This is a genomic window from Streptomyces dioscori, from assembly GCF_003024195.1.
In the GTDB taxonomy this organism is placed as follows: domain Bacteria; phylum Actinomycetota; class Actinomycetes; order Streptomycetales; family Streptomycetaceae; genus Streptomyces; species Streptomyces dioscori.
In genome coordinates, this window is record NZ_KZ679038.1 from 854,336 (window position 1) to 868,911 (window position 14,576).

The 14,576-nt window shown below is 71.5% G+C and carries 12 protein-coding genes and 2 pseudogenes; 5 read left to right on the forward strand and 9 right to left on the reverse strand.

What is annotated here, in order from left to right; all coding sequences use genetic code 11:
- Positions 1–129: 129 nt before the first annotated feature.
- The 4 genes and pseudogenes from ykgO to C6Y14_RS44440 all read right to left on the reverse strand — a co-directional run bounded on the left by ykgO (position 130) and on the right by C6Y14_RS44440 (position 3,119).
- Complete coding sequence (gene ykgO, locus C6Y14_RS03720) at positions 130–252, reverse strand: type B 50S ribosomal protein L36 (protein ID WP_107014949.1); 123 nt, start codon at positions 250–252, stop codon at positions 130–132.
- A 120-nt stretch (positions 253–372) separates the two neighbouring features.
- Entirely contained in the window at positions 373–630 is a 258-nt protein-coding gene (locus C6Y14_RS03725) for a type B 50S ribosomal protein L31 (protein ID WP_107014950.1), read from the reverse strand.
- Positions 631–676: 46 nt separating this feature from the next.
- The gene (rpmG, locus tag C6Y14_RS03730) at positions 677–841 is read right to left on the reverse strand and encodes a 50S ribosomal protein L33 (protein ID WP_107014951.1); all 165 of its coding nucleotides are present in this window, start codon (positions 839–841) and stop codon (positions 677–679) included.
- A 122-nt stretch (positions 842–963) separates the two neighbouring features.
- Positions 964–3,119, reverse strand: a pseudogene (locus tag C6Y14_RS44440) (glycoside hydrolase family 36 protein).
- On the opposite strand from C6Y14_RS44440, the pseudogene C6Y14_RS03745 reads away from it, so the two are divergent.
- Both C6Y14_RS03745 and C6Y14_RS03750 read left to right on the forward strand, forming a co-directional pair.
- A pseudogene (locus tag C6Y14_RS03745) lies at positions 3,041–4,003 on the forward strand (CBM35 domain-containing protein); the annotation flags it as partial. The pseudogenes C6Y14_RS44440 and C6Y14_RS03745 overlap by 79 nt on opposite strands.
- 72 nt (positions 4,004–4,075) lie before the next feature.
- On the forward strand, positions 4,076–7,024 hold the full coding sequence (locus C6Y14_RS03750) for a SpoIIE family protein phosphatase (protein WP_107014953.1): 2,949 nt from the start codon (positions 4,076–4,078) through the stop codon (positions 7,022–7,024).
- 88 nt (positions 7,025–7,112) lie between these two features.
- On the opposite strand, the gene C6Y14_RS03755 is transcribed toward C6Y14_RS03750, so the two are convergent.
- The 4 genes from C6Y14_RS03755 to C6Y14_RS03770 form a co-directional block, all read right to left on the reverse strand.
- Positions 7,113–8,657: a CYTH and CHAD domain-containing protein gene (locus tag C6Y14_RS03755; RefSeq protein ID WP_107014954.1), complete on the reverse strand. Its 1,545-nt coding sequence runs from the start codon at positions 8,655–8,657 to the stop codon at positions 7,113–7,115.
- Positions 8,658–8,788: 131 nt separating this feature from the next.
- Positions 8,789–9,760, reverse strand: coding sequence for a pyridoxal-phosphate dependent enzyme (locus tag C6Y14_RS03760; protein WP_107014955.1), 972 nt, complete (start codon positions 9,758–9,760; stop codon positions 8,789–8,791).
- Between the two features lie 118 nt (positions 9,761–9,878).
- Positions 9,879–10,199 carry an AzlD domain-containing protein gene (locus C6Y14_RS03765; RefSeq protein ID WP_107014956.1) on the reverse strand — a complete coding sequence of 107 codons (321 nt, stop codon included), beginning with the start codon at positions 10,197–10,199 and terminating at the stop codon, positions 9,879–9,881.
- Positions 10,199–11,005, reverse strand: coding sequence for an AzlC family ABC transporter permease (locus C6Y14_RS03770; protein ID WP_107014957.1), 807 nt, complete (start codon positions 11,003–11,005; stop codon positions 10,199–10,201). Before C6Y14_RS03770 ends, C6Y14_RS03765 begins: the two co-directional genes overlap by 1 nt.
- A gap of 49 nt (positions 11,006–11,054) precedes the next feature.
- Between C6Y14_RS03770 and C6Y14_RS03775 the strand changes: the two genes are divergently transcribed.
- A complete protein-coding gene (locus C6Y14_RS03775) occupies positions 11,055–11,660 on the forward strand; it encodes a CGNR zinc finger domain-containing protein (protein WP_159074158.1) in 606 nt (201 codons plus the stop codon).
- On the opposite strand, the gene C6Y14_RS03780 is transcribed toward C6Y14_RS03775, so the two are convergent.
- Positions 11,630–12,007, reverse strand: a complete 378-nt coding sequence (locus C6Y14_RS03780) for a DUF952 domain-containing protein (protein ID WP_107014959.1) — start codon at positions 12,005–12,007, stop codon at positions 11,630–11,632. The two genes, C6Y14_RS03775 and C6Y14_RS03780, sit on opposite strands and share 31 nt — an antisense overlap.
- Positions 12,008–12,150: 143 nt before the next feature.
- Here C6Y14_RS03780 and C6Y14_RS03785 point away from each other — a divergent pair, with 143 nt between their 5' ends.
- On the forward strand, positions 12,151–13,767 hold the full coding sequence (locus tag C6Y14_RS03785; protein WP_107014960.1) for a sulfite oxidase: 1,617 nt from the start codon (positions 12,151–12,153) through the stop codon (positions 13,765–13,767).
- Between the two features lie 98 nt (positions 13,768–13,865).
- The gene (locus tag C6Y14_RS03790; protein ID WP_107014961.1) at positions 13,866–14,525 is read left to right on the forward strand and encodes a fasciclin domain-containing protein; all 660 of its coding nucleotides are present in this window, start codon (positions 13,866–13,868) and stop codon (positions 14,523–14,525) included.
- The last annotated feature ends 51 nt before the right edge of the window (positions 14,526–14,576 follow it).

Here is a 14,576-nt window from a genome sequence, read left to right on the forward strand (position 1 = left end):
GCGAGGACGGCTGCCAATCCGTCAATCCGGCCGCGTTCGACCGGCGACCGAGGCGCCGGCACGACCGTGACGCGGACAGGGCCCGGCTCCCCTGTCCGGGGGCCGGGCCCTGCGGTGTGCCGCGCCGCGTCAGCCCTGACGGGCCTTGAAACGCGGCTCCTTCTTGTTGATCACGAAGACCACACCCCGTCGGCGCACCACCTGCGCTCCGGGCTTGGACTTCAGCGAACGCAACGACTTGCGCACCTTCATGACTGCGTTCTCCTTCCGCGAGAACTCCGACAGGTCGTCATCGACTCGTCGGTTCAGCGACTCATCGAGTCATCGACTTGCCAGTTCACCGACTCATCGGACTGTCGGGTCGTCGACTCGTCAGTTCGCCGACGCCGTACGGCCGTACCGCCGCTCGAACCGCTCCACCCGGCCCGCGCTGTCGACGACCCGCGCGGTTCCCGTGTAGAAGGGGTGGCTGGCCGACGAGACCTCCACGTCGATCAGCGGATAGGTGTTGCCGTCCTGCCACTCGATCGTCGCCGTCGAGGGCGCGGTCGAGCGGGTGAGGAACGTGGCGTCCGAGGCGCGGTCACGGAAGACGACCGGGCGGGACACGGGATGAATACCGAGCTTCATGGGGTTTCCTTCCTTACAGCCGTACCCCGAAGGGCAGCGGCCTGGTTCATCGCTCCTCGCGGAAGAGAACGTGCTCCCCCGCCACCCGGTCGTACTTACGCAGGACCAGTCGGTCAGGGTCGTTCAGACGGCTCTTCCGCGTCACATAGGTCGCACCGGTTCCGGCCGTGGACTTCAACGTCACCACCGGACGCGTACCTCTGGCAGCCATGAACGCCTCCTTTCACACCCCCGGCACCCACCTCGATTGATGGGGCCATGTCATTCACGAGCGGTACAACCGGGCACCCGGTGGATGTATTCCCCCATTCCACCGAGGGCCCGACCCGCTGACTACGGGGTCGCCGTGAGGCGGGTCAGCAGCACACCGGGCGTACGCGGCAGCGTGACCCGCACTCCCCTTCCCCCTCCGTCCCAGATCGCCGAACCAACGGAACCGACACCGACGGAACCGGCGGCACCGGCGGCACCGGCGGGGACCGACGAGGCCGAGAGCGACGACGGCGACGGCGACGGCGACGGCGACGGCGACGGCGACGGATGGAGGATCTCCACGGTCACCTCCCGGCCCGTGCCCGCCAGGTGCTCGACCGGAACCAGAACCCCGTCCTCCCCACGGTCCGCGCCCTCTCCGCCGCGTCGCCAGACAGACACGTACGACGCCGTTCGGTCACCGCGCACCCGCATGCCCACGGCCGTCCACTCGTCCGTCCACCCCGGCAGACCGAGCGGCCAGAACGGCAGGGCCTCGGACAGGTCTCCGCGGATGGTCTTGTAGACAGCCACCGCGGCCCGTACGAGCCCGAGTTGGTGTTCCGACATCAGGTCCAGGTGGCCCGAGAGATGGACGCGGCCGAGCAGTGCCCCGCCCAGGGTGAAGGCGATGAGGCCGTCGTCGAAGGCGGGCTGCGGGTAGGCCCAGACGGCACCCTGTTCGGGCGGGACCGCCGTGGGCGCGGCGGCGGCGATCGGCGGGCAGCGCAGCGGGTCCTGCTGGTCGCTGGTGGACTGGAGCTGGGTGACGGCCAGGGTGGCGCCGTCCATCCGCATCCCGCCGGAGGCGCAGTTCTCGATCACCAGGCCGGGGTGGCGTTCGAGCACCTCGGTGAACCAGTCGAGGTACGCGTGGGCGTGGCCCAGCAGCCCCGCGCCGGGTGCGAGGTCATCGGGCCCGCACGTGCCGGGGTCGACCAGGATGTTGTAGTCCAGCTTGAGGTAGCCCACCCCTCAGTCGCCGACGATCCGGTCGACCGTCCTGTCGAGGTGGGCCCGCGCGGCCGGGTGCCGCAGATCCAGCTGGTGGTGGCCCTGTTCCACCAGGCGCACGCCGTCCCGCTGGAAGAAGGCCTCCGGGGGAAGCTCGGACGCGACCGGACTGCGTACCCCCACGACCTCGGGCTCCAGCCATGGGCCGGGCACCATGCCGCGCTCGCGGATGCGGTCCAGGACGGCGTGGATCCCGCCGTCGGGGAAGCGGCGCGACGAGGGCAGCCACTCGCCGACGCTGTCCCACCAGCCCTCCGTGCTGTCGTCGTACCAGCCGGAGTCGATGCAGAAGTACTCCGATCCGGCCGAGGCCGCCGCGACGATCAGCGGGAGCAACTTCTCCGTCCGGACCCGAACCCGGACCCGGTGCCGGGCACACCCCCGGAGCCGGTCCCCGACCCGGACTCGGCCCCGGAGCCACCCACGGGGCCGGCCCCCGAGCCCGCCCCGTGCCCGAGGGCCAGAACTCCCGGCACGGTGGTGAGCCCGGTGCCGGGTTCCAGCCGGGCCCGCCACTGGTGCTCCGCGTCCGTGGGCCCGTTCAGCGCCAGACACGTACCGTGGTCGCGCTCGCCCAGGTCCCACCGCCGGCCCGCCGGGGACTCCACCTGCCACAACCAGGCCCGGTCGCCGTCGCGTTCGGTGAGGACACCCATCGGCAGGTGGCCGCCGCTGGACCAACTGCCGCGCCCGGTCAGGGAGAGCGCGGCCCGGCTGTCGTGCTGGTGGGCGTCGACGCTGATGTCGGCCACGGCGTCTCTCAACGGTTCCGCGTACCAACGGCACTCCGCCAGCCAGTCGTTGCGGGCGCGGTGGACGTCGAGCCGGCCGGGCGGCGGGAGCGCGCCGAGCAGCAGGCTGCTGACGGATTGCACGACGAGGGGCCCGGGACCGTCGTTGCGCAGCCGGACGCGGGAGCGGAGCACGGGCAGGCCGAGGGGCGAGGACAGCTCGACGAAGGCGGTCGACCCGGTGTCCGGGTCGTGCAGTTCGACGGTCAGGCGGGTCCAGCCGTCGCGTTCCTCGATGGTGTGCGCGCGGTGGCGCAGACGCGTACCGAGGGCGGTGCCGGTGAAGCGCGGCCCGGACCACCCGCTTCCGTGACCGAGGGCGGTGAGCTCGACGAGGTGGAGGGGAGCGCCGGCGCCGGACGCCGGCCCCGGTCGCCGAGGCGGCCTGGTCCGGTTACGAGGGTCAGCACACGGCGCCGCGCGTCCTCGCACGGACGAAGGTCCAGGTGGCGGCCGACGGCTCGGTGACCGTCCCGCTGCGCGGCCTGCACAAGATGTCCGCCTGCCGGATCGTCCTGACCCCGGGCGGCTCGGGCACCCCGGCCCCCGCCGTCGTCCCGTGGACCGGCTCGTACGAGGCCACGCCGGCGGACCTCGGCGGGAAGCCGTCCTTCGACTATTCCTCCTCCGCCGGTGTCGGCACGGGCGACCTGGTCCTGCGCGCGGGCGACCAGGCCGTCTTCGATGTCTACGCGCCCCGCGACGGGTACAGCACGGTGGTCCCGCAGGCCTCGGCGGCGGTGCGGCTCGGTCTGCACGGGGAGACGGTGACGGCGGCGCCCGGACAGCCGCCGCGGCTGTATCTCGTGGCGGGCAACAACCGCGTCCGGGCCACGGCCGATCACGCCGCCGTCCGCTCGCTCGACGTCTCCGGCGCCGGTTCGACCGCCGGCACGCTCTCCTACGAGGATGCCTCGGCGACCCTGGCGGGCGGGGCCAGGCTCGTCGACTCCGTGTACGCCTCCGCCGGTTCGTACATCGGCGACCTCGGCAACAGCGCTTCCAGCACTGCCGAGTTCACGGTGGACGCGGCCAAGGCCGGTCGCCATGTCCTGGTCGTGCACTACGCGCACAACGACCGGCGCGACAACGGGCACGCCTACAACACGGACATCATGTCCCGTACGGCCGACATCACGGTGGGCGCCGCCGCACCCGTCAGGGCCACCTTCAAGAACACCTAGGGGTGGCACGACTACTGGACGCTGAGTGTCCCCGTGGACCTGAGAAAGGGCCCCAACAAGGTGACCTTCGCGAACGCGAGCGCCTGGGCGCCGGACATCGACCGGATCGAACTGGGCCGGGTCATCGGCTGAGCTCCCCAAACTGAGCGTAAGGGTCCTGCGAAGCAAGGTTTCAGGCGGGGCCAGAGCGTTAAGGTTCGCAATATGAACGCACGGCTGGATCTTCTCGGCACGGTGGCCCCCGGTGCCACGGAAAGCGAGGTCTTCCGGCTGGCGCTCCAGCACGCGATGGGAGAGCTGGGCGCGCTGGGTGGCGCGATCCACCTGCGCGGGCCCATGTCCGCCCTGAGACTGGTGTCGGCGGTCGGCCTGCCGTCCGCCCTCACCCGCTCCTGGGAGATCGTCGACCAGGAGGGGCCGTCCGCCCCGGCGCTGGCACTCCACCGGGGCAACGGCGTATGGGTCCCGCCGGACTCCGGCGACACCTTGCGGCCCGGGTCCGGTCTGGCCGCCCTGCCGGTGTCCAGCGAGAGCCGCCGCATCGGCGCGCTCACCCTGCTGACCGGCGACCGGGGCGAACCCACCCCCGAGCAGTGGGACTTCCTGCGGGCCGTCGTCGGCTGGGCCGAGGAGCGCATCCTCCAGGCACCGATGCCGTCCGGGCCCGTCCACACCGAACTGCACGGCGAACGTCTGCGGCAGGCGCTCAAGGAAGTCAGCGTCGGTTCGTGGGACTGGGACATCCGCAGCGGTGAGCTGATCTGGGACGAGGCGGCCCTGGAGCTGTACGGCACCGGGCCCGCCGACTTCACCGGGCGGATCGAGAACTGGATGCGGGTCGTCCACCCCGACGACCTCGCCCCCACCTTGGCGGCGGCGCAGCGGGCGATCCGCGATCACACCGTGTTCGAGGCCGAGTACCGGGTGCGGCGGCCGGACGGCTCGTACGGCTGGACCCGGGCCCGCGGCAGGGCCACGTACGACGACGGGGGCGAGGCCCTGCGGATGATCGGCGTGGGCTGGGAGAGCGACGAGTCCCGCAGCGCCCGGGACGCCCTCAGCCGCGCCCTGCGCCATATGAGCGACGGTTTCCTGTCCGTGGACGAGCGGTGGCGGATCACCTTCGCCAACCTGGAGGCCGAACGCACCCTGGGCTTCTCCGAGGAGGAGCTGTTCGGGCGCGTCCTGTGGGACCTCCCCTCGGCCCGGCGGATCCCCGGCCTTGAGGAGCGCTGCCGACAGGCCGCGGCCCAGGAGATGCCCGTCGGCTTCGACGTCCGTACGCCCGGCTCCGGGACCCTCTACCACCTGCGGCTCGTTCCCGGCCCCGACGGCCGCACCCTCTACTTCACCGACGTGACCGACAAGCGGCGCCAGGCCGAGGAACGCCGGGCGGCCGAACTCGCCACCGCCGAGCGGGCGGCCCGGATCGCCGAGCTGACCACGGAGCTCGCCAAGGCGACGACCACACAGGACGTGGTGGAGGCGGTCGCCCGGCGCGTACTGCCGCCGTTCGACGCCACCGGACTGCTGATGCAGGTCGTCGAGGGCGACCGGCTGCACCACGTCGGATCCGTCGGCTACCCGGACGAGTTCCTGGCCCTGCTCGACCGCCGCCCCCGGGGACCGGGCGACCCGGCCTGGGAACCGATCATGTCCGGCACACCGCTGTTCCTGTCCTCCTCGGAGGAGTTCGCCGCGCACTCGCCGACCCGCGTCGACATGCCCGCCCGGGCCGGCAAACAGGCCTGGGCGTTCCTGCCACTGGCCGCGTCCGGGCACACGTTCGGCGTCTGCGTCGTCTCCTTCGACCGGCCGCGGCTGCTCACCGACGAGGAACGCACCCTGCTGACCACGATCAGCGCCCTCGTCGCCCAGGCCCTCGAACGGGCCCGGCTGTACGACGCCGAACACGCCCGGTCCCGCGAACTCCAGCGCAGCCTGCTCCCCCAGGGGCTGCCCGAACTGGCCGCGTGCACGGCCGCCGCCCGTTATCTCCCCGCGGGCCAGGGCATGGACGTGGGCGGCGACTGGTACGACATCATCCCGCTCTCCGGCGGCCAGGTCGCCCTCGTCGTCGGCGACGTCATGGGACACGGCCTGCCCGAGGCCGCCACCATGGGCCGGCTGCGCACCGCCGTGCACACCCTGGCCGACCTCGAACTGCCCCCCGACGAGATCATGAGCCACCTCAACGACATCGTCGGCGGTATGAACGAGGAGTCGTACGCCACCTGTCTGTACGCGCTCTACGACTCCACCACCCGGACCTGTTCCATCGCCCGTGCGGGCCATCCGCCGCCGGCGCTCGTGCACCCCGACGGCAGCGTCCACTTTCCGGAGCCCGCCGCCGATCCGCCGCTGGGCGCGGCGAAGCCGCCGTTCGAGACGGTCGAGATCACGGTGCCCGAGGGCAGTCTGCTGGTGCTCTACACCGACGGCCTGGTCGAGTCGGCGAAGCGGGACATCGACGCGGGGATGGCCGACCTGGCCCGGCTGCTGCACACCACCCACGAGGACGGCACCGACAGGGATCTGGAGCGCCTCTGCGACACCCTGACGGCCCAACTGCTGCCGGGCGAACAGCAGGCGGCCGACGACGCGGCGTTCCTCGTCGCCCGTCTGCACGCGCTGCCCGAGGACAGGATGGCGGCCTGGCCGCTCCCCAAGGACCCGAAGGCAGCCGGCCAGGCCCGTCGCCATGTCCGCGGGCAACTGGCCGACTGGGGCCTGGACGACCTCGTACCGACCACGGAACTGCTGGTCAGCGAGCTGGTGGGCAATGTCGTACGCCATGCCAAGGGCCCGGTGCGGCTACGGCTGCTGTACGGCGCCGAGCTGATCTGTGAGGTCTTCGACGGCAGCCTGACGATGCCGCGTATCCGGCGCGCGTCCGAGAGCGACGAGGGAGGGCGCGGACTGCAACTGGTCACGGCGCTCGCCGAGCGCTGGGGCGTGCGGTACACACGGACGGGCAAATGCATCTGGACCGAGCAGGAACTGCTCGGCCCGGACGGCGACGCGGACCCGGCGCCCGAGGCCGAGGACCTGCTGTTCGACCCGGACCTGTTCGTGGACGATCTGGACGCCCTGCTGTCCGGGGATTCCGGTACCTCCGGGGACTCCGATACCTGCGGGAGCGCGGGCTCTTAGTGACGCGGGCTCGTTGCGACGCGGGCCCGTTGCGGCATGGGCTCGTTGCGGTGCGGGGGCTGCCGGAGGATTCCCCTGTCGGGGTTTCCTACCGGCCGATCCTCTCGCGCGGGCCGGGATCCGAAGCCAGTTCCCAGACCCCGGGCAGCTCCCGCTCCCGGTTCTCCGCGCGGGCCTGCTCGGTGCCGTACAGCAGGCCCCAGGTGAAGCCGGCCTCGCCCGCGGTCTGGGCGGCGACGGCGAGATCCCTGAGGGCGTCCCGGGCCACCACGCTGTCCTGGTGGTCGCCGAGCACCTTCTGCACGGCCTTGACCCGCTTGCCCAGGCTCTTGGCCGGTTTCCCGAGGGCCGGACGGGCCACCTCGGTCGCGTAGCGCACCTTCTTCGCCGCCTTGCGCGCCTCGTGGAGGGCCACATCGCGCTCGGGACCGGGCGACAGCTCCAGGGCTTCGGTCATGCGCGCTGCCAGTCGTCCGTACTCCTTGAGGACGGCCTTGGCCATGACCTTCTCGGCGTCCTTGGCGGCCTTGGCCCGCAGCGGCGGGTGCGCCGACAGCACGGCGAGGGAGTCGAGCAGGTCGAGGTAGCGTCGCGAGCCCAGCGCGTCGAGGGTGCGCAGATGGGACTCCGTGCTGTCGACGACGTTCCACACCTGCAGCCGTGCGGCGACGGGGCCGAGGACCAGTTCCTCCGGCAGCGCCTCGATCTCCCCGCTGAGCCGCTCCATCAGTACTTCCTGGTCGCGCTCGGCGCCCAGCTCACCGGCCAGCCACTTCAGCTCGCCGCGGACCGCGTCGGTGACCTCACGGTCGAGTACGGAACGGTAGGACCGCAGACAGCTGCGCAGACGACGGCAGGCGACGCGCATCTTGTGCACCGAGTCCGGCCGGTTGCGCCGCACGGCCGGGTCGAGGGCCGTCAGGGCACGGACCTGCTCCCGTACGTACGCGAGGACCTGCGCGCCCGCCTGATCGTCGTCCGGGCCGGCGGACCCGTCGGGTCCGTGGGGTGCGGCGGCCGTGGTGGTCACGGTCTCGTCCAGCGCCCGGACCAGCTTGGACGGGGAGTGCGCCCGTGCGATCCCCTTCTTGCGCAGCTTCTTCTCCACGGCGTCGAGGAGCGCCGGGTCGGCGTCCTCGGCCAGCTCGACCTCCAGCTCGTTCCACGCGGCGTGCCTGCCGTCCGCGCGCAGGGACTCCGCGCGGACCGAGTCGACGCACAGTTCGGCACGCGTCGTGCCGTCGGCGTCAACGAGGTGGCGGATCTCGCGCGTTGAGCGGATACGGACCACCGGGGTCAGCTCCGCCCCGCGGGTGCGGGACCTGGTCAGGTCGAGCAGGGCGTCCGGGACGGTGTCGGTGAGGGCCGAGCGGATCTCCTCGCGGCTGTCACCCGACAGCGGCAGCTTGAGATGCCACCCGGCGTCGGCGCCACCGGTCCTGCGGCGCAGCACGGCCGAGGAGCCGGACAGACGGAGATCGTCGGTGTCGTAGTAGACCGCGTCCAGCTCCTCGGGGCTGCGGTCGACGACGGCCGCGACACCGGCCACGCGCTCCAACTCGGGCAGCCAGGAGGTGTCCGCGGGTGAAGGGACCTCGTACTTTCGTTCTGTCTCTCGCATCGACTGGACCATGTAGTACCGGTAGACACAATCCGCCGAACGAAACACGACTCGGGACAAGCCACCCCGTAATCGGCCGATCCTGAATCGTCCGTTCCTGAATCGTCCGTTCCTGAATCGGCCGATCCTGAGCCGTTCCTGAATCAGCCGTTCCTGTGCAGGTCTTCGGCGAACGCCAGCGCTTCCGTGTGTCCGAACAGCCCGGGCAGGCCGCCGGTATGGAGGAAGACGGTCCGGTCACCCGGGACGATCTCGCCCCGCCGGGCCGCCGCGACGAGTCCCGCCATCGCGCGCCCGGTGTACGTGGGGTCGAGGACGACGCCCTCCAGTCGGGCGCTCAGTGTCATCGCCTCCTCGACGCTCTTGCCGAGGCTCGCGTAGCCGGCGCCGATGTGGCCGCGGTCGATGCGCAGAGCGTCGGCGCGGACGTCCGGGGCGTGCGGGACGGCGAACGACTCGACCCTGCGGCGGGCGTCGTCAACGGCCCCCACGTCGACGCCGAGGGTGCGCTCCGCGCCCAGGCTCGCGACGAGCCCGGCCATCGTGGCCCCCGACCCCAGGGCGACGACGACGGTACGCAGACCGGGCACCTGGGCCGTCAACTCCTCGGCGCAGCGCACGTAACCGCGGGCCGACAGCACGCTCGAACCGCCGAACGGGAGCAGCGCCGGGCGTGCCCCCTCCGAACGCAGCCGGTCGCAGACCCCCGCGGCGGCGTCCGCCAGCGCCTCCTGTCCCGTCACACCGCTGAAGACGATCTCGGCACCGAGGAAGGCGTCCAGTACGAGGTTGCCGGACCGGGCCGACCCCTGTTCGCCCGGGAACACCAGCACGGCGCGCAGGCCGAGGCGGGCGGCCGCAGCGGCGGTGAGGCGGGCGTGGTTGCTCTGCGGAGCACCGGTGGTGACGAGCGTGTCGGCGTCGTTCGCGAGTGCTTCGGCGACCGTCCACTCCAGCTTGCGGATCTTGTTGCCGCCGCCACCGAGTCCCGTGAGGTCGTCCCTCTTGATGAACAGGTCGTCGCGCCCGAGACCGAGTGCGGCGGCCAGCCGGGGCATCGGCTCCACCGGGGTGGGCCAGGTGCCGAGCGAGAGCGGGATGATCGGTGCGGACATGCCGGCGGCTCCGTGGGGTCGATAGGTCTCGATAGATGTCGGCAGGTGTCGACAGGTGTCGATATATGGACGTCGACAGGCTTTGACACGGGGAGCGTTGCACGGTCGGGGCGGTCCGTCAGCCCCACACCAGCCTGATGAGCGCCGTGACGGTCGTCCCGGCGAGGATCGCGAGCAGCATCGGTGCCCGCGACAGCCGTACGGCCGCCACCGTGGCGAGACCGATCAGCAGCGGTCCGTTCAGCGCCGTCCACCGCGGGCCCCCCATGTCGACGACGAGAAGTCCGGCGAGCAGCACCGGTGCGAGGAGCGCGATGACTCCGCGCGCCGCCGCGGGCAGCTGCCGGTCCGCGAGGACCGCGGGCCCCACCGCCTTGAACGCGAAACTGATCAGCGCCACGCAGATGATGGCCCACCACAGATGCGCCTGGTTCACCATCAGCTCGCCTCTTTCGTGTCGCGCTTCGTGTCGCGTCTCGTGTCGCGCGGTATGAGTCCCTTGCGCAGTCCGAGGAGGGCCGCCGCGCTCGCCCCCAGCAGCGCGAGGCCGACCGGTACCCAGACGACCAGCGCGGCGGCGAGGCACGCGCCCAGCGCCGCCGCCCCGCGCGCCGCCCGTGAGCCTCGCAGTTCGTCCAGCAGGAGCAGCAGGAAGAAGGCCGGGAAGACGAGATCGAGGCCGAGCGACTCCACCAGGTTCTCCGGTGGGGCCACGACGACGCCCAGGGCAGTGCCCGCCACCCAGGCGGGCCACTGCACGACGGTGGCGCCGAACAGTTTGTAGCGGTCGAACCTGCCACCGCCCAGATGGGCGGCCACCCAGGAACCGTCCACGACGGCCTGACCCTCCAGTGCCCGGCGGATACGGCCGCCGCGCAGGTCCTTGGCGACGGCCACGCCCATCGGAAGGAAGCGGCCGTTGATCAGCGCGGCCGCGGCGACGGCCGTCGGCACTCCCCCGCCGCCCGCCAGAGCGGTGGCGAGGGCGAACTGCGCGGACCCGGAGAACACGACGAGGGAGCAGACGATGGGGGCGAGGACTCCCCAGCCCTCCGTGCGGGCGAACGCTCCGAAGGTGACGGCCAGGACGAAACCGGCCGCGGCCAGGCCCGTACCCACCTTGACGCCCGCGACGAAGCCCTGCCGACGGGACGCACCGGCCGCTCCCTGGGCCGATGCCGATGCCGTCGCCGTTGGTGTCGGTGTCGGTGTGGAGTCATCGGCTTGCGGAGGTGACCGGTCCATATGTTGAGGCTAACAGTCATCAGCAGCTATGGGCATTAGAATGCCGAGCATGGAAACGACCGCGTCGACACTGATCGGCGGTCACGTCGTGCTGGACTTCGCCAACACGATCGCGTGGCGGCTCGACGAACGGCGTACGGCCGACCGCGTGGCCGATCCCGCGGCGCTGCTCACCTGGGCGGGCGCGAGTGGACTGCTGTCGGCCGGCCGGACCGACGCGCTCCTCGCCGCTGCCGCGGAGGACCCGGACTCCGCCGCGGACGCGCTGCGGGCGGCTCGGCGGTTGAGAACGGCGCTGCACCGCCTGCTCGACTCCTCGGTGGACGGGCGCCCGCCCCGTCGCGAGGACCTGGCCGTGCTGCGCGGCTTCTTCCTGGACGCCTGGCGGCGGGCGGAGTTCGCGTCGGCCCTGCCCCTGCGCCCCGAGCTGGACGTCACGGCACCCATGGACGCCGTACGGCTCCTGGCGCTGGAGGCGACGGAGCTGCTGTCCGGACCGCCGGCCCGGCTCCGGAGATGCCAGGGGCCGGGCTGCGGGTGGTTCTTCCTCGACCGCAGCCGCAGCCACACCCGGCAGTGGTGCCGGACCGGCGACTGCGGCAACCGTGAGCGGGTGCGGCGGCACTACGAGCGCTCGCGCGGCTCCCAGGGCTGAAGGCCCGCCGCCCGGCCGTCGGGGTCCCACCCGATCTCCAGGACGCGCTCGACGGCGTCCCGGTTCAGGGGCCCGAACAGATGGGGGAACAGGACGTCCGCGCCGACGCCGGGCGGCGGGGTGGGGTCCGCCGCTTCGAACTCCAGCCGTGCGGTGAGCCGCGCCTCGTCGAGGACCAGCGCGAGCAGTGGCCTGGGCGAGGCCCGGTAGAAGGCGTTCACGACGGCCAGCGCGGTCTCCTCGTCGGGAGCGCAGTGGATGAAGCCGTCCTGGGCGAGGGAAGCGGGCTCGTACGGCGCCTCGGGGCGGGCGCTCCACTCACCGAGCGGCACTACGTGATAGATCATGATCCGGTTATACAACAGCGGAAATCCGTAGACCTGAAATTGCTTAATCCGTAGCCGCAGGGCCCGCGGATTGGTCTGAAAAAGAAGTGCCCCGGATCGGGTGATCGACCAATCCGCGCAGCAATCAGGACCGGATTCCCCACGTGACGGACGACAAGAAGCAAACGCGAATTACCCGCAGCCTGGTGCGGCCGGCGCTCGGTGCGCTCAGCGGCCTGCTGGCCGGTTTCGCCGCGCTCGCCGTCGCCGAACTGGTGGCCGCGGGGGTGCGTCCGCAGGCCGGTCCCGTCATCGCGGTCGGGGGTGCGGCGATCGACCGCACTCCCACGCCCGTGAAGGACTGGGCGATCCGCAATTTCGGTACCAACGACAAACTGGTCCTGCAACTCGGGATTCTTGCCGCACTGGTGCTGTTCGCGATCGCCCTGGGTGTATTCGCCCTGCGGTACCGGCGAACCGGTGCCGCCGGAGTTCTGCTTTTCGGTGTGGTCGGGGCGGCGGCGGCGCTCAGCCGGCCCGACTCGACCGGGCTCACCGACGCCTTGCCCTCCGTGGTGGGCGCGGTGGTCGCGGCGGCACTGCTGTACTTCCTGATCGGCAGGCTCCAGATCCGGGGCCAGGCACCTGATGACACCGGATCGGCGCGGGACGACTCGTCCCGGGGCGAGGGCTGGGACCGCCGGGGCTTCGTCATCCTGGCGACCGCTGCCGCCGCCGCGTCCGCCGGTACCGGACTGCTGGGCCGCGCCCTGAGCGGCTCGAAGAGCCGGGAAGCGGCGGCTTCACGGGCGGACGTCGTACTGCCCGCCCCGGCCTCCCCCGCGGACGCGATTCCCAAGGGCGCGCAGCTGCGGATCCGTGACGTGAGTCCCTTCACCACCCCGAACAAGGACTTCTACCGCGTGGACACCGCTCTGGTGGTGCCCAAGGTCGACGCGACCACCTGGAAGCTGCGGATCCACGGCAAGGGGGTCACCCGACCGGTCACCCTCACCTTCGACGACCTGCTGCGGCGCGAACTGATCGAGCGCGACATCACGCTCACCTGCGTGTCTAACGAGGTCGGCGGCCCTTACGTGGGCAACGCCCGCTGGATCGGCGTACGGCTCGCCGACCTGCTGGCCGAGTGCGGGGTGAAACCGCCCTCCAAGGGTGGCCGCGCCGACCAGCTGGTGGCCCGGTCCGTCGACGGCATGACCATCGGCAGCCCGGTCGAGGACGTCATGGACGGCCGGGACGCACTCCTCGCGGTCGGAATGAACGGGGAACCGCTCCCCTTCGTCCACGGCTTCCCGGTCCGGATGCTGGTGCCCGGCCTGTTCGGCTACGTCTCGGCCTGCAAGTGGATTCAGGACATCGAACTCACCTCGTTCGACGACTACGACGCCTACTGGGTCAAGCGGGACTGGGCGCGGCAGGCACCCATCAAGACCCAGTCCCGGATCGACACCCCCAAGCCGTTCGCCCGCCCCAAGGCCGGTTCGGTCATGGTCGCGGGGGTCGCCTGGGCACAGCACCGCGGCATCGACAAGGTCGAGGTCCGGGTCGACGACGGCCCCTGGCAGGAGGCCCGGCTCGCCGCCGAGGACTCCCGCGACACCTGGCGTCAGTGGTCCTACGACTGGCGGGCCACCGAGGGCGGCCACACCCTCACCGTCCGGGCCACGGACCGCACCGGCACGGTGCAGACCGAGAAGCGCACCGGAACCGTCCCCGACGGCGCGAGCGGCCGGCACTCGGTCGTGGTGACCGTCGAGTGACACCACAGACCAACTCCCCCCATCCCCACACCCCGAACCACATGTCCGACCCCCGAATGAACGCAGCCACGGCTGTGTCAACTCATAGGAGAAACACCATGAACACTCGCATCAGCCGTATCGCCGTGATCGTGGCCGCGGCCACCGTTCTCCCGCTGTCCCTCAGCGCCTGCTCCGACAGCGGCAGCGACTCCGCCAAGTCGGACTCCTCCAGCAAGGCGTCGGCCTCCGCCACCGAGTCCGACGACGGCATGGCCGGCTCGGGCGACACCGCGACGAAGGACGAGCCGTTCGGTCCGGGCTGTGCCTCGGTGCCGAAGAGCGGTTCCGGTTCGTTCGACGGCATGGCCCAGGACCCGGTCGCCACGGCCGCCTCCAACAACCCGGCCCTGTCCACCCTGGTCACCGCCGTGAAGAAGGCCGGTCTGGTCGACACCCTGAACAACGCCAAGGACATCACGGTGTTCGCGCCGACCAACGACGCCTTCGCGAAGATCCCGAAGGCCGACCTGGACAAGGTCCTCGCCGACAAGGCCACGCTGACGAAGATCCTCACGTACCACGTCGTGGGTCAGAAGCTCGCGCCGAAGGACCTGGAGAACGGCTCCTTCCCGACGCTGGAGAAGTCGAAGCTGACGACCTCCGGTTCGGGCGAGTCCTACAAGGTCAACGACTCCGCGAAGGTCGTCTGCGGCAACGTGAAGACCGCCAACGCCAACGTCTACATCATCGACACGGTCCTGATGCCCACCAGCTGACGGACCTTCCCCAGCCGGCCGCCCTTCGGGGACGGCGGCCGGCGGCCGGGC

What these genes read in the sequence shown, in the direction of transcription:
- ykgO (WP_107014949.1), bottom strand. Translation starts at nt 252, where the DNA reads ATGAAGGTGCGCAAGTCGTTGCGTTCGCTGAAGTCCAAGCCCGGAGCG.
- C6Y14_RS03725 (WP_107014950.1), bottom strand. Translation starts at nt 630, where the DNA reads ATGAAGCTCGGTATTCATCCCGTGTCCCGCCCGGTCGTCTTCCGTGAC.
- rpmG (WP_107014951.1), bottom strand. Translation starts at nt 841, where the DNA reads ATGGCTGCCAGAGGTACGCGTCCGGTGGTGACGTTGAAGTCCACGGCC.
- C6Y14_RS03750 (WP_107014953.1), top strand. Translation starts at nt 4,076, where the DNA reads ATGAACGCACGGCTGGATCTTCTCGGCACGGTGGCCCCCGGTGCCACG.
- C6Y14_RS03755 (WP_107014954.1), bottom strand. Translation starts at nt 8,657, where the DNA reads ATGGTCCAGTCGATGCGAGAGACAGAACGAAAGTACGAGGTCCCTTCA.
- C6Y14_RS03760 (WP_107014955.1), bottom strand. Translation starts at nt 9,760, where the DNA reads ATGTCCGCACCGATCATCCCGCTCTCGCTCGGCACCTGGCCCACCCCG.
- C6Y14_RS03765 (WP_107014956.1), bottom strand. Translation starts at nt 10,199, where the DNA reads ATGGTGAACCAGGCGCATCTGTGGTGGGCCATCATCTGCGTGGCGCTG.
- C6Y14_RS03770 (WP_107014957.1), bottom strand. Translation starts at nt 11,005, where the DNA reads ATGGACCGGTCACCTCCGCAAGCCGATGACTCCACACCGACACCGACA.
- C6Y14_RS03775 (WP_159074158.1), top strand. Translation starts at nt 11,055, where the DNA reads ATGGAAACGACCGCGTCGACACTGATCGGCGGTCACGTCGTGCTGGAC.
- C6Y14_RS03780 (WP_107014959.1), bottom strand. Translation starts at nt 12,007, where the DNA reads ATGATCTATCACGTAGTGCCGCTCGGTGAGTGGAGCGCCCGCCCCGAG.
- C6Y14_RS03790 (WP_107014961.1), top strand. Translation starts at nt 13,866, where the DNA reads ATGAACACTCGCATCAGCCGTATCGCCGTGATCGTGGCCGCGGCCACC.